Genomic DNA, 17,528 nt, shown 5'->3' with positions numbered 1-17,528 from the left:
CTAGGCCTACCCCCCGGAGGGGGAGTGCGCCCATGGCCTGCGCGTACGCGGCGCGCGAGCCTGGAGCGGTGATCGAGATACATGGGCTCACCATCAAGTACGGCGCCGCCGTCGCGGTCGACGAGCTGACCTTCGCCGTGAAACCCGGCCAGGTGACCGGGTTCCTGGGACCGAACGGCGCCGGAAAGTCGTCCACGATGCGCGCGGTGGTCGGCCTGGAGGCGCCGCACGCGGGCATCGCGCTGGTGGACGGCCGGCCGTACGGCATGACCGGCAGGCCGCTTGAGCAGGTCGGCGCGTTGCTGGACGCGTCCGCTGTGCACGGCGGGCGCACGGCGCGCGCGCACGTGGCGTGCGTGGCGCGCAGCAACGGCATCGGCGCCCGGCGGGTGGAGGAGGTGCTGGAGCTGGTGGGACTGGCGGGGGTCGCGGGGCGGCGGGTGGGCGGGTTCTCGCTCGGCATGCGGCAGCGGCTCGGCATCGCGGTGGCGCTGCTGGGCGATCCGGGGGTGCTGATGTTCGACGAGCCGGTCAACGGGCTGGACCCGGAGGGGATCCGGTGGATCCGCGGGGTGCTGCGCACGCTGGCCGGCGAGGGTCGCACGGTGCTGGTGTCCAGCCACCTGATGGGCGAGATGGAGAAGACGGCCGCGCACGTGGTGCTCATCGGGCGGGGCCGGCTGATCGAGGACGCCTCGATGGCCTCGCTGGTCGGGCGGTTCGGGTCGCTGGAGGACGCGTACATGGAGCTGACGGAGGCCAGCGTGGAGTTCGCGGCGGGGGGACGGGCATGATCGGGGACGCGATCGCGGCGGAATGGATGAAGTTCCGCACGCTGCGCTCGAACCATTGGCTGCTGGCGGCCTCGCTGCTGTCGGTGCTGATCAGCGTCGGGCTGGCGGCCATGGTGGTACGCGGCTTCGCCGGGCAGGAGGCGGCGGACCGGATGCGGTTCACCGGCATCGGCGACGGTCTCGGGCCGGGGTTGCAGGTGGCGCTTTTCGTCATGGGCGTGCTGGGCGCGCTGGCGGTGACCGCCGAATACTCCACCGGGCAGATCCGGACGAGCCTCACGGTGGTGCCGAAGCGGCACGTGCTGTTGATGGCCAAGGTTCCGGTGCTGCTCGGGGTGGGGCTGGTGGCCGGGCAGGTGCTGGCGTTCTCCATGCACTACGGCGCGATGGCGATGCTGGGCGGGCACGCCGGGCACGTGCTCATGGACGGGCGCACGCTGGGCACGCCGCTGTCGGAGCCGGGCGTGCTGAGCGGCGTGCTGCTGTCGGGCGTGGCCATCGGGCTGGTGACGCTGGTCGGGCTGGGCATCGGGGCCGTGGTGCGCTCCACGGCCGGGACGCTGGTGGTCCTGATCATGATCGTGCTCGTGCTGCCGACCGCTGCCGCCACGCTGCCGCAGCCGTGGCAGGCGCGGGTCGGCTCGGTCATGCTCGACCGTCTCGTGGGCGACGGGCTGCTGCCGCCGGTCGCGGCGCTGGCGCTGCTGCTGGCCTACCCGGTCGCGGCGCTGAGCGCGGGTGTGGTCGCGATCGCGCTCAGGGGCAGAAGGACGCATCCGATGATCGCCGGGCTCGCCGCCACCGGCATCCTGCTGGCCACGGTCGTCGTGGCGCAGCCCGCGCAGGCGTCGGACTTCGCCTGGCGGCCTTGCAAGAAGGACATGGAGTGCGGGGCCGTACAGGTGCCCGTGGACTGGAACAAACCGCAGGGGCGAAAGATCACCCTCCCCCTGGTACGGCTGCCCGCCACCGGAGCCCACCGCCGGATCGGCACGCTCTTCGCCCTGCCCGGCGGCCCCGGTGGTTCCGGCATCGAGGACCTGGAGAAGAAGGGCGCGGCCTTCGCCCAGCTCCGTCAGCGTTTCGACGTGATCAGCTTCACCCCGCGCAACGGCCTGGACCTGGGCATCCTGTCCAAGGACTGCCTGCTGGGCGGTCCCTGGATCCGGCTGCCGTCCAACGAGGCGGAGTTCGACCGCCAGGCCGCGGTCAACCGGGCGGCGGCCGAGAAGTGCCGCGCCCGGGACGCCGAGCTGTTCGGCAACCTCGGTTCGGCCTCCGTGGCCAGGGACGTCGAGGCGATCAGGATCGCGCTGGGCGAGGAACGGCTCAGCTTCCTCGGCACCTCCTATGGCGGCGTCACCGCCACGAACTACGCCCGCCTGTTCCCCTCCCGGGTACGCGCCATGGTCCTCGACGGCGCGGTCAATCTGCTGAACCAGCGGCGCCTGCGCCACCAGGTGATGGAAGGGCAGCTCGTCAAGTTCGCCGCGTGGTGCGCGGGCACCACCGAGTGCGTGCTGAACGGCCAGGACGTGGCCAAGGCCTGGCGGGAGGTGGCCTCGGCGAAGCGCATCCCGGTCAGGGGCCGGCAGGTCTCCTACGACGGCTTCGACGTCCAGATCGCCGCCGGGCCCCACTTCATCTCTCCCGGCACCGACCACTTCCGCTGGAAGGAGCTGGCCAAGGCGATCGTGCTGGCCAGGGCGGGCGACGCGTCCGGCTTCGCCGACTACGTCAAGGCGGGCACCGGCAGCCTGAAACCGCCGTCGCCGGTCGGCATGAACATGACCCACTGCCTCGACGGCATCGGCTTCCGCGAATACGCCGACTTCACCGAAGCCAGAAGCCGCAACGAACGGCTGGCGCCCAGCTACCCGCAGCACGAGCTCTGGCACGGTCTCGCCTGCCCCGGCTGGCCCGAGCCGCCGGGTAACCCGCCCCAGCCGCTGCCGTCCACCGGCCTGCCGCCCCTGCTCGGCGCCGCGAGCTGGACCGAGCCTGACGTGGACCAACTGGTCAAGCAGGTGCCGGGCTCGGCGACGATCCGCTTCGACGGCCACGGCCACGGCCTCTACCTCAGCGCGGAGCCCTGCACGATCGGGCACGTCAACAGGTATCTGACCTGGCTGAAGCTGCCTCCGCCCGGGGCCGTCTGCCGGTCATGACCAGCGGCGCAGGAGCTCCCCCGCCTCGGCGAAGCCGGCGACGACCGCGGCGGCGGGGCGCTCCTCGCGCACCATGCCGGCCGACTGGCCGGCGTAGATGCAGGCGGTGTCGTAGTCGCCGGCGGCGCGGGCCGTCCTCAGTTCCGCCGCCGCCTGCTCGTCCTCGGCCAGTTCGCGTTCGCGGCCGTGCCAGGTGTCGAAGAAGTGGTTGCGGAGGGCGCGGCCGCCGTACTCCCGGGGCCACGCGAGCCGCTGGGCCACGTCGAACACCCGCCCGTAGGCGGTGTCCTCCTCACCCGCTTCGAGAATCCGCCGCTTGGCCGGGGCGGACCCCCGCGCCTCCGTACAGGCCAGGAACGCCGTTCCCACCCAGGCTCCCTCGGCGCCCGCGGCCAGCACGGCGGCCAGTCCCCGCGCGCCCGCGATGCCTCCGGCGGCCAGCACGGGCACGCTCACCGCGTCCAGCACACTCTGCAGCAGCGGCAACGTGGCCACCGTGTCCCTGCCGTGCCCGCCGCCTTCGCCGCCACGCGCCACGACGGCGTCCACCCCGGCGCGCTCGGCCTCAACGGCTTCCCGCGTGGTGCCCGCCTGCGTCACGACGGTGATTCCCGCTGCCCGCAACGGCGCCACATACGGCGCGTAGTCCCCGAAACTCACCGACACCAGACTCGGCCGCGCCGCGATCACCGCGTCCACCTGCGCCGGGTTGCCGGGGAGCGTCCAGGCCATCAGGCCGATCCCGAACGGCAGGCCGCCCGCTCCCGCGATCGCCGCCTGCTCCGCGATCCACTCCGGCGTGTCCGACGAGCCCACCCCGAACATCCCCAGGGCCCCGGCTCCGGACACGGCCGCGGCCAGCCGTCCCCCGCCCGCACCGGCCATCGGCGCCCCGACCAAGGGCACCTCCCGCCCGAACCGCTCGGTCACCCAGGTACGCATGCACTCCAGGCTAGAGGGTGAGGAGGGCGGTGATCCTGGCGCCTTCCGCCTCGCCCGTGTGTTCGTGGTCCCTGCGGCGCGATCCCAGAACCGGGAGGTAGCGGCGGGCCGCGTCGGTGTCGACGTGGTCGAGGAAGGCGGCCAGCAGGTCGGGGCGCAGCTCTTCCAGCGCCGGGTCCAACGGAGCCGAGGCCAGCACGATCCACGTCGAGGCCACGTCGGCCGCGGCGGCGCCCCTGGCCGCGTCGGCCCAGTCGATGACGGTGGGGCCGTCGGCGGTCAGCAGCACGTTGGCCGGGTGGAGGTCCAGGTGGAGCAGGCGGTTGCCGGGGCAGCCGTCGGCGGCCGGCAGCCAGCCGGGGGCGCGGATCGCGCCGAGCCTGGTGAGCAGCCCGGCGAGCAGGCTGCCGTGGCCGGGCAGGTGGTTCGGGTGAGCGCGGGCGTCGTCGGCCACGCTCACCCCGTCGAGGTGCTCCATGAGGATGTCGGGGCCGTCGGCGTCGTACACCTCGGGAGCGGGGAAGCCGTGCCGCCGCGCGTGCCGCATGATCGACGCCTCGCGCTCAAGACTGCGGCCGTCGCGGGCGCGCCGGATGACCTTGCCGGAGCCGGAGGCCAGGATGTGGCAGTCACGGCCGGAAGCGATCAGGTTTCCCGCATGCATGCCATTAAGCCTAAGCACGGATCGGCAAAAACCGCACTGGCCAGAAATTGCGGTAACTAGTGGCCAGTGACAACGCTCACCTGCCCTGATGTCCAGTATTCGCAGAGAACTTCCTGCCATAAGCCGCCAAATGCATATGGGGCTATGGTGGCGACGACAGCCGATTTAAATCGAATTATTGGGCTGCATTCAATAAGGCACCTGAGGAGGTGCGCGTTGCTGGAAGTAGTCGATCTTGTCAAGCGTTATGGCCCGGTCACGGCATTGGACGGTTTCACCCTGAGCGTCGCGTCCGGCGAGATCGTCGGACTGGTCGGGCACAACGGGGCGGGGAAGACGACCTTCGTGGAGATCGTCTCCAACCTGCTGCGCCAGGACAGCGGCCACGTGACCATCGACGGCAAGCCGCCGGCCGACGTGCGCGGCCAGGTCGGTGTGGCGCCCCAGCACATCGCGCTCTATCCCACCGTGACGGTCCGCGAACACCTGGTGTTGTTCGGCCGGCTCGGCGGGCTGCGACGCGCCGCCTTGGACTCCGCCATCGACGACCTCGCCGTACTGCTCCGCCTCACCGACCTCATGGACCGGCGCACCGGCCGGCTCTCCGGCGGGCAGCAGCGCCGTATCCAGGCCGCGACCGCGCTCATCCACCGCCCGCGGCTGATGCTGCTGGACGAGCCGACGGCGGGCGCCGACCTGGAGACCAGGCAGGCGATCCTCGACGTCGTCAAACAGCGCGCCGGCGAGGGCGCGGCGGTCGTGTACACCACCCACTACCTCCCGGAGATCACCGAGCTTCAGGCCACGATCGCGGTCGCCCGCGACGGGCGCGTGATCGCCCGGGGCACCTACGACGAGCTGATCGAGGGCCTGCCCGGCGAGGTACGCCTCACGCTGGACAACGAGGAGGAGATCAGCGTCTCCACCACGGAGCCCACGGCCACGCTCATCGACCTGCTCAACCGGGCCGAGCGCCCGGTCAGCGCGGTCGACCTGCGCAACCCGTCCCTGGACGACCTCTACCACTCGCTGGCGGCCCGCGATGCTTCTTGACGCCGCTCCCCGAGCGGGGGGCATGTTCTACCGGATCGCCGCCATCGCGCGGCACAACTGGATCGTCCGCCTGCGCGACCCCGGCCAGATCATCAGCTACATCGCCATGCCGATGGTGCTCATGCTGGTGCTCAAGCCCCTGTACGTCAGGGCGCTGGACGCCGGCTCCACCCAGGTGGCCACCGGCCTGATGGTGATGTTCTCGGTCTTCGCGATCGGGCTGGCCGGCAACTCCATCCTGTCGGAGCGCACCTGGCGTACCTGGGACCGGCTGCGGGTCAGCCGGGCGCCGGCGATCGAACTGCTCGTCGGCAAGACCTTCCCGATCTTCCTGGTCATGGTCCTGCAGCAGACCATCCTGGTGATCTACGGCGTGATCGCCATCGGCCTGCCGCTGCCCGCCGAACCCTGGTGGGTGGCGCTGGCCATCCTCATCTGGGCCTTCGCGCTGCTGGCGATCGGCGCCGCGCTGGCCACGCTGGTGCGCAGCCACGGCGAGCTCAGCGTGATCTCCGACGTGGGCGCGCTGACGCTCAGCTCGCTCGGCGGCGCCCTGGTGCCGCTCAGCATCATGCCGGAATGGGCGCAGATCGCCGGTCACGCCTCGCCCGGGTACTGGGCCCTCTCGATGCTGCAGGCCGCGGTCGCCGGCAACGAGTCGGCGATGCTGCTGCCCGCCTCCGTCCTGCTCGCGATCGGCCTGCTGGCCGGCACCTTCGCCGCCCGGCGGCTGGCCCGCGGCTGGAGCCGCGGCAAGTTGATGTAAGGGCCCGACCAGAAGCACAAGCCAATTCCGTGAAGAGGGGCATGTTGATGGACCAGCACCACTCACCGGGCGAATCCGATGTCGCGATCATCGGCATGGCCGGCCGGTTCCCAGGGGCCTCCGACGTGGGGACGTTCTGGCGCAACATCAGCTCGGGCGCCGAGTCGTTCACGACGTTCACCGACGAGGAACTGATCGAGTCCGGCGTCAGCCCCGCGACGTTCCAGCAGCCGAACTACGTGCGCATCCGGCCGATCCTGGAGGGGATCAAGGGGTTCGACGCCGCGTTCTTCGGCTACAACCCGCGCGAGGCGACGCTGGCCGACCCGCAGCAGCGCATCTTCCTGGAGTGCGTCTGGGAGGTGCTGGAGTCGGCCGGGTACGCCCCCACCGACGGCCGCGGCAGCGTCGGCGTCTTCGCCGGCATGAACATCAGCGGCTACCTCCTCACCCGGCTCGGCGCGTTCAACATGGGCATCGACACCTCCGCCCTGATGATCGGCAACGACAAGGACTCCCTGGCCACGAACGTCTCCTTCCGCCTGGACCTGAACGGCCCGAGCCTGTCGGTGCAGACGTTCTGCTCGACCTCCCTCGTGGCCGTCCACCTGGCCGGCGAGAGCCTGCGCCGCGGCGAGTGCGACATGGCCATCGCCGGCGGCGTCTCGGTGCGCATCCCCGACCGCATGGGCTACCTGTGGGAGGAGGGAGGCCAGGAGTCGCCCGACGGGCACGTGCGCACCTTCGACGCGCAGGGCCGCGGCAGCATGTTCGGCGACGGCGCGGCGGTGGTCGCGCTGAAGCGGCTGGACGACGCCGTACGCGACCGCGACACCGTGCTCGCGGTGATCCGCGGCTCGGCGATCAACAACGACGGCGCGATCAAGTTCAGCTACCTGGCCCCGAGCATCGACGGCCAGCGCCGCTGCGTGTCCGCCGCTCTGAAGCGGGCGGGCGTGGACCCCAACGACGTCTCCTACGTCGAGGCGCACGGCACCGCCACCGAGGTCGGCGACCCGATGGAGGCCGCCGCGCTCACGCGGGCCTTCGGCCAGACGAAGAAGAAGCAGTACTGCGTGCTCGGCTCGATCAAGCCGAACGTCGGCCACCTCGACCGCGCCTCCGGCGTCACCGGCCTGATCAAGGTGATCCAGTCGCTGCGCCACGAGCTCATCCCGGGGACGCTGCACTACACCTCCCCCAACCCGGAGATCGACTTCGACAACAGCCCGTTCCGCGTGACGGCGGAGAACACCCCGTGGCCGCGCGCGGCCGAGCGCAAGCGCATCGCCGGCATCAGCTCGCTGGGCATGGGCGGGACCAACGCGCACGTCATCCTCACCGAGGCGCCGGTGCCCGCGCCGCGCAAGCAGCGCGCCCGCCGCTGGCAGATCCTGCCCGTCTCGGCCAAGTCGGCCGCCGCCGCGGAGAACTCCTGCGCCAGGCTGGCGGAACGGCTGCGCGACAACGACGTGGACCTCGGCGACGTGGCCTACACGCTGCAGCTGGGCCGCCGCGTCTTCAACCACCGCAAGATCGTCATCGCCGACTCGACCGGCGAGGCCGCCTCCCGGCTGGCCGACCCGGCCGGTTCGCTGGGCCGTAACGACGCGACGGTCGGCCGCAAGGCCGGGTTCCTCATCGCCGGGGTCGGCGAGCAGTACCCGGGCATGGTCGCCGACCTGTACGCCGAGGAGCCCGCCTACCGCGCCGACGTCAACGAGTGCCTGACGGTGCTCGGCCTGACCGAGCCCGGCCAGCTGTCGGACATCTTCGTGACCCCCTCGGGCGAGAACGAGGACACCGCCGGCGACCTGGCCAGGCTGCTGGGCCGCGCCGCGCCGGCGCCCGCCTCCGCCACCGAGGCGCACCTGGTCCAGCCGGCCGTCTTCGTCGCCGAGTACGCGCTGGCCCGTCAGTTCATCCGCTGGGGCGTGCGGCCCGAGGTCATGGTCGGCTACAGCCTCGGTGAGTACGTGGCCGCGTGCCTGTCGGGCGTGCTGTCGCTGGAGGACGCGCTGAAGCTGGTCGCCTACCGGGCCAAGCTGATCACCTCGCAGCCCGAGGGCGCGATGCTCGCCGTCGCCGCCGACGAGCGCCGGCTGAAGACGGTTCTCGGCGCACTGTTCTCCGACGAGCTGGACGTGGCCGTCAGGACCGGCTCGCAGGTCGTGCTGGCCGGACCGGTCGAGGCGGTCGAGTCGGCCATGGAGAAGCTGCTGGAGGTCAAGATCGGCCACCGGCGCCTGGAGACCACCCACGCCTTCCACTCCCGGATGCTGGCCCCCGTCGCCGACGAGCTCACCACCTGGATCAGCGACAACATCACGCTCAACGCCCCAGAGATCCCCTACGTCAGCAACGTCACCGGCAAGCTCGCCACCGCCGAGGTCGTCACCGACCCCGGCTACTGGGCCCGCCACATGTGCGAGACGGTGGAGTTCGGCGCCGGTCTCGAGCACGTGCTGAGCGTTCCCGAGCTGGCCCTCGCCGAGATCGGCCCCGGCCAGTCGCTGGGCGCGCTGACCCGCGGCCACGCCGCCTGTGACCGCAACCAGTGGCCGCTGATCGTCACCACGCTGCCCGCCGCCGGCGACCGCCAGGACGCCAACGCCGCCGTCGCCGCCGCGGTGGGCCGCCTCTGGCTGACCGGCGTGCCGGTCGACTGGGAGGTGCTCCACGACGACGAGGGCTGGCGGCCGGGCCGCGTACCGCTACCGACCTACCCGTTCGAGCGTCAGGACTACTGGCTCGACATCGACCTCAACTCGCCCATGATGGGCGGCGGCAGCGGCGCGGCCCTGTTCGACGAGAGCGACCCGACGAGCATCGCCAAGGCCTTCCCGCGCCTGCCGGACACGGAGTGGATCCACACGCCGGTGTGGAAGCAGACCGCGCACCGCCCCGCCCGCGCCGACGAGGCCACCCGCTGGCTCGTCTACACCGACGACGGCCTCGCCGACTCGCTCGCCGCGCGGTTGCGCGCCGAGGGCCGCGAGATCGTTCTGGTACGGCCCGGCGACCGCTTCACCAGCGACGGCGACGTGCTGACCGTCCGGCCCGGCTCCCCCGAGGACGCCGTGTCCGCGCTGCGCGAGCTCAACGGCCGCGACTGGCTGCCCGAACGCATCGTGCACATGTGGAACGCCGAGCACGGCAGCGAGCCGATCGAGACCAGCCTGCAGCGCGGCCTGTACAGCATCGTGGCCTTCGCCCGCGCCGCCGGCGACCTGGGCCTGCCGGGCTGGTGGCTGGACATCGTCACCAGCGGCAGCCACCACGTGCTGCCCGGCGACCGCATGACGCCGGAGCGCGGCACCCTGCTCGGCCCCGCCCGGCTCATCCCGGTCGAGTACCCGAGGGTGAAGACCCGCCTCATCGACATCGACGAGGTCAGCGCCCGCGAGGTCGTGTCCGAGCTGCTCACCGAGCCGACCGACCAGGTCGTCGCGCTGCGCGGCGGCAGGCGCTGGATCCCCGACTACGAGGCGCTCGACGCCGCCTACATCGAGGCGGCCCCGCCCGCGGCGACGGTCCGCGAGGGCGGCGTCTACATGGTGACCGGCGGTCTCGGCGGCATCGGCCTGGCCATGGCCGAGCGCCTGGCCGAGGACTACCGGGCCCGCCTCGTCCTGCTCGGCCGCACCCCGGTGCCGCCGCAGGACCAGTGGAACCAGATCCTGGCCGCCGACAGCACCGCGAACGAGGTGCGCCGGCGCATCGAGGGCCTGCGCCGCCTGCAGTCGGCGGGCATCGAGGTGCTCACGGTCGCCGCCGACGTCTCCAAGCCGGCCGACGTACGGCGGGCCGTACGCGAGACCCTGGACCGCTTCGGCGAGCTGAACGGCGTGCTGCACGCGGCCGGTGTGCCCGCGGTGGGCCTGATGCAGTTCAAGACCGGCGCCGACATGGAACGCGTGCTGGCCCCGAAGGTGGCCGGGACGCTGGCCCTGGCCGAGGCGCTGAAGGACGTGCCGGTGGACTTCCTGGCGCTGTTCTCCTCGACCACCTCGGCGACCGGCGGCGGCGCCGGCCAGGTGGACTACTGCGCGGCCAACGCGTTCCTGGACTCCTTCGCCTTCAGCGACGCGCTGCCCGGCGTGGCGCTGGCCTCGATCGACTGGTGCGAGTGGGAGTGGAACGGCTGGACCGACGGCCTGGAGAACTACGACGAGGGCTCCAAGCAGTACTTCGAGTGGTACCGCGGCCAGTTCGGCCTGTCGTTCGACGACGGCTGGAAGACGCTGCAGCGGGTGCTGGCCAGCGGCCAGCGGCACGTGGTGGCCTCCACGCAGGAGTTCGCCCCGCTGGTGGCGATGAGCCGCCGCTCGTCCATCGAGAGCCACCAGGCGACGGTGAAGAAGATCCGCGACGCGTTCGGCAGGCACCCCCGGCCGGACCTGTCGACGGCCTACGTCGAGCCGCAGAGCGAGACCGAGACCAAGATCGTCGAGGTTTGGGAGGAAGCGCTCGGCCTGGAGCAGGTCGGCATCCATGACAACTTCTTCGAGCTCGGCGGCAACTCGCTGCTCGGCATGGAGATCATCGCCGACGTCAGGAAGGCCCTGGAGCTGTCGTACCTGCCGCCGCACATCCTCTACCAGGCGCCCACGGTGGCCTCCCTGGCCGAGGCCGCCACCGCGCAGGACAGCGGTGACGACGACGAGCAGGACGACGGCAGGGACCAGCAGCGCTCCAGGATCGCGCAGCGCCGCAACATGCTCAGGAGTGGGAGGAACAACGTATGACGGAGACCACCGACTATGACTCAGCCATCGCGCTGATCGGGATGTCCGGGCGGTTCCCCGGGGCGAGCAACGTCGATGAGCTGTGGAGCAACCTGCTGGCCGGCGTCAAGGGCCTGCGGAAGATCACCGAGGAGGAGCTGACGGAGTCGGGCGCCGAGCCCGGCACGCTGGCCGACCCCCGTTACGTCCGCGTCGGCGGGCCGGTGGACAACCTGGCGATGTTCGACGCCTCGGTCTTCGGGATCAACCCCCGTGAGGCGGAGTCCATGGACCCGCAGCACCGGCTCTTCCTGGAGTGCTCGTGGGAGGCGCTGGAGAGCGCCGGCTACTGCCCGACGGACGTACCCGGACAGGTGGGCGTGTTCGGCGGCTGCGGCTTCCCCGACTACATCGTCAAGAACATCAACCACCTCATCTACCAGCCCGGCGGGGCGCTGCTCATGGCGGTCGGCAACGAGCGCGACTCCCTCGCCTCGCTGGTCGCCTACAAGCTGGGCCTGCGCGGCCCGGCGATCTCCGTCCAGACGTTCTGCTCGACCTCGCTGGTCTCCGTCCACCTGGCCTGCCAGAGCCTGCTGACCTACGAGTGCGACATCGCGCTGGCCGGCGGCGCCTTCACCCCGCTGCCCCAGCCCTCCGGCTACCTGTACGAGCAGGGCGGCATCATGTCGCCCGACGGGATCGTGCGCAGCTTCGACGCCGAGGCGGGCGGCACCGTGATGGGCAGCGGCGCCGGCGTGGTCGCGCTCAAGCGCATGTCGGAGGCGCTGGCCGACGGCGACGTGATCCACGCGGTGATCCTGGGCTCGGCCGCCAACAACGACGGCCGCATGCGGGCCGGCTACACCGCGCCGGGCGTGGAGGGCCAGGCCGAGGTGATCGAGTCCGCGCTGGGCGTGGCCGGGGTCAAACCCGAGACGGTCGGCTACGTCGAGTGCCACGCGACCGGCACCATGCTGGGCGACTCGATCGAACTGGCGGCCATGAACCGCGTCTTCCGCACCGGCCGTGACACGCCGTGCGTGCTGGGCTCGGTCAAGCCGAGCCTGGGCCACCTCGACCGCGCCTCGGGCGTGACCGGCCTGATGCGGGCGGCCATGAACCTGAAGAACGAGCTGCTGCCCGGCACCCCCAACTACCAGACGCCCAACCCGGCGCTGGCCTCGGCGCAGGACCGGTTCACCGTCCTGACCGAGCACCAGCCCTGGCCCGAGGGCCCGCACCCGCGGCGGGCGGGCGTCAGCTCGTTCGGCCTCGGCGGCACGAACGCGCACGTCGTCCTGGAGCAGGCGCCGCCCCGCGAGGAGCGGCCGGCGCGTCCCGGCCCGCACCTGCTGGTGTATTCGGGCGGCGACGACCAGGCCCTCACGGACGTGACCACCCAGCTGCGCCGCTACCTGGAGGACGAGGACGGCGTGGACCTGGCCGACGTGGCCTACACGCTCCAGGTCTCGCGCGGCGGCTTCGCCAAGCGCCGGGCGGTCGTCGTCCGCGACCGCGCCGACGCCATCGCCGCGCTGTCCGACCCGTCGCGCTGGATCGACGGCAAGACGCAGCGCCGCCACGCCAAGGTCAAGCTGATCCGGCCCGCGGGTGAGGTCCCGGACAGCTGGTGGGCCGACCTGCGCGCCGCCGCCACCGAGCTGGCCACCGGGGAGGCGGCCGCCAAGCTGCGGGCCGTACCGGACGAGACGGCGGGTGAGGACGACGCGAGCGGCCGGGAGGCGGCGCTCACCGCGTTCGCCTACAGCCTGACCGCGCTCGGCATCCGGACCCTGCGCGACGGCAAGGACCAGGCCAACGGCGTCGAGGAGCTCGTGGTCGAGCCCGACGGCGACCTGTCGGCAGCCGAGTGGGTGCTGGCCGCGCTGGCCAGGCTGTGGCAGGGCGGCGTCACCGTCGACTGGCCCGCGCTGCACAAGGGCGAGGGGCGGCGCGTGCTGCTGCCGACCTATCCCTTCCAGAAGCGCAGGTTCTGGGTCAAGCCGCTGCCCGGCCAGGCGCAGGCGCCGGTCGCCGAGGGCAAGAACTTCGACCGCTCCCAGTGGACCTACCTGCCCACGTGGAAGCAGCGTCCGCTGTCCACCACCGACCTGGACGAGCAGCTCAGGCTGGCGGGGCCGTGGCTGGTGTTCTCCGCCGACGCGCGCGGCGAGGCGCTCGTCGGGCGGCTGAACCAGGCCGGCGCCGAGGTGACGGCGGTACGGCCAGGCGAGCGCTTCGAGCAGGACGACGCCGGCGACTTCACGATCCGGGTGGACAAGCCCGACGACGTGGCCGAGCTGATCTACTCCCTCGTGGCCGGCCCGCGCGCCATCGTGCACGGTTTCAGCCTCGCCAGTCCCGAGGCGGACGGCGACCCCGTCGAACACTTCACCACCGAGCAGAACCGCGGCTTCTACTCCGTTCTCGCGCTGGCCAGGGAGCTGGTGGACAACACCGGCTCGGCCCCGCGCGCGGAGCTGGTGCTGCTGACCTCGCAGGCGGTGGGCGTGGCCGGCGCCGACCTGCGCCACCCCGAGCACTCCACGCTCGCGGCCCTCGCCCCGAGCCTGGCCCAGGAGAACCCCCGGCTGCGCGCGCGGCACATCGACGCCGACGAGGTGGCCGAGGACGGCCTGCACCTGCTGGCCGCCCAGATCCTGACCGCGTCCGTCGCCCCCTACGAGGGGCCGATGGCCGTGCGCGCCGGCGAGACGTTCGTGCGCGCCTACGACCAGCACCCCATCACCGAGCCCGAGGGCGAGGCGCGCCCGATCCGCGACGGCGACACCGTCCTCATCACCGGCGGTCTCGGCGACGTGGGCCTGGTGCTCTCCCGCCACCTGGCCAGCACGTACGGCTGCCGCCTCGTGCTGACCGCCCGCTCCCCGCTGCCGCCGCGCGAGGACTGGGACGCCTACCTGGAAGGGCACGACGGGGACCGTACCTCGCGGCACATCCGCAACATCCGCGACCTGGAGGCGAGGGGCGCCACGGTGCTCCCGCTGTCGGCGGACGTGGCGAACGAGGAGCAGATGGCGGCCGTGGTCAAGGCGGCGGTCGGCCGGTTCGGCACCATCGACGTCGTGGTCCACGGCGCCGGGGTGCAGGACGGGGCGTACTTCAACTTCGCCCACCTCATGGACCGCCAGCAGTGCGACGCCCACCTGGCCGCCAAGGTCACCGGGTTCCACGTGCTGCAGAAGGTCCTGGGCGATCGATGCCCGGAGCGCCGGATCACGCTGTCGTCCATCGCCTCGGTGCTGGGCGGGATGACGCTGGCGCCGTACGCGGCGGCCAACGCCGCCCTGGACGCCTACGTCAGGCAGGCCAGGACGGCGGGCGAGGGCCGGTGGGTCACCGTCGACTGGGACACCTGGGCGATCGACCCCGACCGGGTCGAGGGCCACAGCGAGGCCGTGGTCGGCTACGCGATGGCGCCCGCCGAGGGCGTGGACGTCTTCGAGCGCACGCTGTCCGCGGCCGACCGCGCCGGGCACTTCGTCATCTCGACGGGCTGGCTGGAGACGCGGATCGCGCAGTGGGTGACCGGCGACATCCACGACACCGACGGCGACTTCGACGAGCAGGAGCGCCACCCACGGCCCGAGCTGAACAACGCCTACGTCGAGCCCGCCCCCGGCACCGAGACCACGCTGGCCGACATCTGGTCACGGGTCCTCGGCATCGAGCCGATCGGCGCGCTGGACAACTTCTTCGAGCTCGGCGGCCACTCGCTGCTGGCGATCGAGCTGACGACCCGCATCCGCCGGGCCGTGAGCGCCTCGATCCCGGTGACGGGACTGCTGGAGTGCCCGACGGTCCGCCAGCTCGCCGCACTCCTCGACGCGAGGGACGAGGATGAAGCAGCCTGAGTACCTGCGGACGGTACAGGCCTTCGCCCGCCGCGAACTCCTGGGCAAGGATGCCTACCTCGACTCGCTGGCCGAGGCTCCGCTGCCGCTCTACGAGCGGTTCGCGGAGACCGGCCTGGCGAACTGGTGGCTGCCCGAGGAGAGCGGCGGGCTGGGTCTCGGCCTGGAAGAGAGCGTGCGGATCACCGCCGAGCTGGCCTACGCCGACGCGGGGGTGGCCTTCACGCTCTTCATCCCGGTCCTGACGACGAGCATGGTCTCCTGGTACGGCAGCGCCGAACTCAAGGAGCGTCACCTGAAGCCGCTGGTCAACGGCGGCTACGCGGCGACCCTGGGCAGCGAGCACGCCGCCGGCAGCGAGCTGGCCAGGATCACCACCACGGCCCGCCGCGAAGGCGACCAGATCGTGCTCGACGGCGAGAAGGCGTTCTCCACCAACACCGGCTTCGCGAACTTCCTCGTCGTGGTCGCGCGCGCCCAGGACGACCCGGCGGGCTACCTCGCCGTCCTGGTCCCGCGCGAGACCCCCGGCGTCAGGATCGACAAGCGCTGGGACGTCATCGGCCTGCGCTCGTCGGCCACCTACCAGGTCTCCCTGTCGGGCGTCCGCGTGCCCGCGGCCAACGTGCTGCGCGGCAACGGCCTGCGCCTGCTGGAGATCGGCCTGAACGCCAGCCGTATCCTCATCGCCACCACGGCGCTGGGCATCGCCCGCCGCATCCGCGACGTCTGCATGGAGTACGGCAAGGCCAAGCAGGTCAAGGGCGCCCCGCTGGCCAACAACGCGGTCTTCGCCTCCCGGCTCGGCCAGTTCGAGATGCAGATCGAGGTCATGGCCAACCAGTGCCTGGCGGCGGCGCGGGCGTACGACGAGGTGGCGGCCAGGCCGGACGCCGGCGAGGAGTTCCTGCGCGTCGGCACGCTCAAGCAGGCGCTGACCACGAAGATGTTCTGCGGCCAGACCGGCTGGCAGATCGCCTCGGCGGCGTCGGAGATGTTCGGCGGGCTCGGCTACACGCACGAGTCGGTCATCGGCAAGCTGACGCGCGACATGCGCTACGTCTCGATCGTGGAGGGCGGCGACGACGTCCTGCGCGACCTGGTCTTCAGCCGGTACGTGGTTCCGGTGTCGAAGCGGTCGTGACGAGGGCCGCGGCGTAGCCGGGCGCCACGTCCAGCCACCGCACCGGCCACTCACCGTCAAGGGAGCGCGAGCCCACCAGGGCCGCGCTCCCTTCGTGTGCCGGGGTGACCCGGGTGTCGCGCAGCCCGGCCAGGCCGACGCCGGTGGCCTTGATGTAGGCCTCCTTGGCGGTCCACAGCCGGAAGAACTCGGGCGCGCCCGCCGCGCGGACGCGCTCGGCTTCCTCCGGTTGGTACATGCGCGCGGCCAGATCCAGGATGTCGGCGTCGGAGCTGATGCGCTCGACGTCGACGCCCACCCGCCGGCCCTCGGGAGCGACGGCGATCAGCGCCCACTCCCCCGAATGCGACAGATTGAAGTCCAGGCCGCGGTGGTCGAGGCGGGGGCGTCCGCCGTCCTCCGTGCTGAAGGCGAGCCGGGCGGCGGGGATGCCGCACAGCTCGCCCAGGATCCGCTTGAGCGTCGAGCGCGCCACCACCCAGCGGCGGCGCTCCAGGGGGTCGGCGAAGCGCAGCGCCCGCTCGCACTCGGCCTCGGAAAGGGCCGACCAGCCGGGCATGCCCGGCCGGTCGAGGTGCACCTTCCACACCTTCACACCCACGGCCGCAGCGCCTCCGCGAGGATGCGGTGCGTGAGCATGGCCTGCTCGAAGACGGCGAAGTGGCCGCCGTCGAAGGGCCGCAGCACGAACGCCGCCGCGGTCTGGTCCCGCCAGCCGATCACCTTCGACTCGGCGATGCGCGGGTCCCTGGTGCTCGGCAGCGCGGTGATCGGCAGGTCCAGGGGCGGCTCCTGCGCGTACGTGTAGGTCTCCTTGATCGTGAAGTCGGCCTGGATGGCCGGCAGGATCATCGCCATGGCGCCCTCGTCACTGAGCAGCCACTCCGGCGTGCCGCCGAGCCCGCGCAGGAACGACACCAGCTGCGGCCTGGTCATCGTGCGTACCGGCTGGCCGTCCTCGTAGGTGACCTGCGGCGCGTCGCAGCCGGAGACGAACAGGTGCACCGGCTCCGGCCCGCCCCGCCGCCGGATCTCCCTGACCAGCTCGAACGCCACGAGCGCGCCGAGGCTGTGCCCGTAGAGCGCATAGCGCCGCCCGGCGGCGTTCAGCTCCACGTCGGCCAGGACGACATCCGCCAGATCGGAGACCAGGGCCCCCATCCGCTCGTAGGCCGGCTCCTTGTGCCTGGCTTCCCGGCCGGGCGGCTGCACCGGCTGGACCGCCACCCCCGGCAGCTTGCGCTGCCAGAGGCGGAAGGCCGAGGCCGCGCCGCCCGCGTGGGGCAGGCAGTACAGCGGGAGCGCGCCGGGTTCGGCGCCGGTCTGCGTGCGGAAGGGCAGCCAACGGTTGAGCGCGTCCGTGCTCATCACGTCGTTGACGGTCATGGGGGG

11 protein-coding genes are annotated in these 17,528 nt (G+C 72.1%); 7 read left to right on the top strand and 4 right to left on the bottom strand.

Annotated features, from left to right (window positions below; translation table 11 throughout):
- Nucleotides 1-68: 68 nt before the first annotated feature.
- Both ACIBHY_RS34360 and ACIBHY_RS34355 read left to right on the top strand, forming a co-directional pair.
- The gene (locus ACIBHY_RS34360) at nucleotides 69-794 is read left to right on the top strand and encodes an ABC transporter ATP-binding protein (protein WP_397252660.1); all 726 of its coding nucleotides are present in this window, start codon (nucleotides 69-71) and stop codon (nucleotides 792-794) included.
- The gene (locus ACIBHY_RS34355; protein ID WP_397308864.1) at nucleotides 791-2,962 is read left to right on the top strand and encodes an alpha/beta fold hydrolase; all 2,172 of its coding nucleotides are present in this window, start codon (nucleotides 791-793) and stop codon (nucleotides 2,960-2,962) included. Before ACIBHY_RS34360 ends, ACIBHY_RS34355 begins: the two co-directional genes overlap by 4 nt.
- Here ACIBHY_RS34355 and ACIBHY_RS34350 read toward each other — a convergent pair.
- Both ACIBHY_RS34350 and ACIBHY_RS34345 read right to left on the bottom strand, forming a co-directional pair.
- Entirely contained in the window at nucleotides 2,957-3,904 is a 948-nt protein-coding gene (locus ACIBHY_RS34350) for an NAD(P)H-dependent flavin oxidoreductase (protein ID WP_397308863.1), read from the bottom strand. The genes ACIBHY_RS34355 and ACIBHY_RS34350 overlap by 6 nt on opposite strands.
- 10 nt (nucleotides 3,905-3,914) lie before the next feature.
- Nucleotides 3,915-4,568, bottom strand: a complete 654-nt coding sequence (locus ACIBHY_RS34345; protein ID WP_397308862.1) for a phosphotransferase — start codon at nucleotides 4,566-4,568, stop codon at nucleotides 3,915-3,917.
- Nucleotides 4,569-4,784: 216 nt separating this feature from the next.
- Here ACIBHY_RS34345 and ACIBHY_RS34340 point away from each other — a divergent pair, with 216 nt between their 5' ends.
- From ACIBHY_RS34340 to ACIBHY_RS34320, 5 genes are read left to right on the top strand one after another with little or no spacing between them, the layout of a single operon-like run.
- Complete coding sequence (locus tag ACIBHY_RS34340; protein ID WP_379611814.1) at nucleotides 4,785-5,621, top strand: ABC transporter ATP-binding protein; 837 nt, start codon at nucleotides 4,785-4,787, stop codon at nucleotides 5,619-5,621.
- A 22-nt stretch (nucleotides 5,622-5,643) separates the two neighbouring features.
- Complete coding sequence (locus tag ACIBHY_RS34335) at nucleotides 5,644-6,387, top strand: ABC transporter permease (RefSeq protein WP_397252664.1); 744 nt, start codon at nucleotides 5,644-5,646, stop codon at nucleotides 6,385-6,387.
- Nucleotides 6,388-6,428: 41 nt separating this feature from the next.
- Nucleotides 6,429-11,135, top strand: coding sequence for an SDR family NAD(P)-dependent oxidoreductase (locus ACIBHY_RS34330; protein WP_397308861.1), 4,707 nt, complete (start codon nucleotides 6,429-6,431; stop codon nucleotides 11,133-11,135).
- Nucleotides 11,132-14,992, top strand: a complete 3,861-nt coding sequence (locus ACIBHY_RS34325; protein ID WP_397308860.1) for an SDR family NAD(P)-dependent oxidoreductase — start codon at nucleotides 11,132-11,134, stop codon at nucleotides 14,990-14,992. The genes ACIBHY_RS34330 and ACIBHY_RS34325 overlap by 4 nt, the downstream gene beginning before the upstream one ends.
- Nucleotides 14,979-16,136, top strand: coding sequence for an acyl-CoA dehydrogenase family protein (locus ACIBHY_RS34320; RefSeq protein ID WP_397252667.1), 1,158 nt, complete (start codon nucleotides 14,979-14,981; stop codon nucleotides 16,134-16,136). The genes ACIBHY_RS34325 and ACIBHY_RS34320 overlap by 14 nt, the downstream gene beginning before the upstream one ends.
- On the opposite strand, the gene ACIBHY_RS34315 is transcribed toward ACIBHY_RS34320, so the two are convergent.
- Nucleotides 16,099-16,737, bottom strand: a complete 639-nt coding sequence (locus ACIBHY_RS34315) for a 4'-phosphopantetheinyl transferase family protein (protein WP_397308859.1) — start codon at nucleotides 16,735-16,737, stop codon at nucleotides 16,099-16,101. The genes ACIBHY_RS34320 and ACIBHY_RS34315 overlap by 38 nt on opposite strands.
- Complete coding sequence (locus ACIBHY_RS34310) at nucleotides 16,728-17,522, bottom strand: thioesterase II family protein (RefSeq protein ID WP_397252669.1); 795 nt, start codon at nucleotides 17,520-17,522, stop codon at nucleotides 16,728-16,730. The genes ACIBHY_RS34315 and ACIBHY_RS34310 overlap by 10 nt, the downstream gene beginning before the upstream one ends.
- Between the last annotated feature and the right edge of the window lie 6 nt (nucleotides 17,523-17,528).

This window comes from Nonomuraea sp. NPDC050547 (assembly GCF_044457345.1).
Lineage (GTDB): Bacteria > Actinomycetota > Actinomycetes > Streptosporangiales > Streptosporangiaceae > Nonomuraea.
Note: the sequence above shows the minus strand (reverse complement) of the source record. Positions and strands in the feature narration are given on the sequence as shown.

What these genes read in the sequence shown, in the direction of transcription:
- ACIBHY_RS34310 (WP_397252669.1), bottom strand. Translation starts at nt 17,522, where the DNA reads ATGACCGTCAACGACGTGATGAGCACGGACGCGCTCAACCGTTGGCTG.
- ACIBHY_RS34350 (WP_397308863.1), bottom strand. Translation starts at nt 3,904, where the DNA reads ATGCGTACCTGGGTGACCGAGCGGTTCGGGCGGGAGGTGCCCTTGGTC.
- ACIBHY_RS34320 (WP_397252667.1), top strand. Translation starts at nt 14,979, where the DNA reads ATGAAGCAGCCTGAGTACCTGCGGACGGTACAGGCCTTCGCCCGCCGC.
- ACIBHY_RS34355 (WP_397308864.1), top strand. Translation starts at nt 791, where the DNA reads ATGATCGGGGACGCGATCGCGGCGGAATGGATGAAGTTCCGCACGCTG.
- ACIBHY_RS34325 (WP_397308860.1), top strand. Translation starts at nt 11,132, where the DNA reads ATGACGGAGACCACCGACTATGACTCAGCCATCGCGCTGATCGGGATG.
- ACIBHY_RS34345 (WP_397308862.1), bottom strand. Translation starts at nt 4,568, where the DNA reads ATGCATGCGGGAAACCTGATCGCTTCCGGCCGTGACTGCCACATCCTG.
- ACIBHY_RS34335 (WP_397252664.1), top strand. Translation starts at nt 5,644, where the DNA reads ATGTTCTACCGGATCGCCGCCATCGCGCGGCACAACTGGATCGTCCGC.
- ACIBHY_RS34330 (WP_397308861.1), top strand. Translation starts at nt 6,429, where the DNA reads ATGTTGATGGACCAGCACCACTCACCGGGCGAATCCGATGTCGCGATC.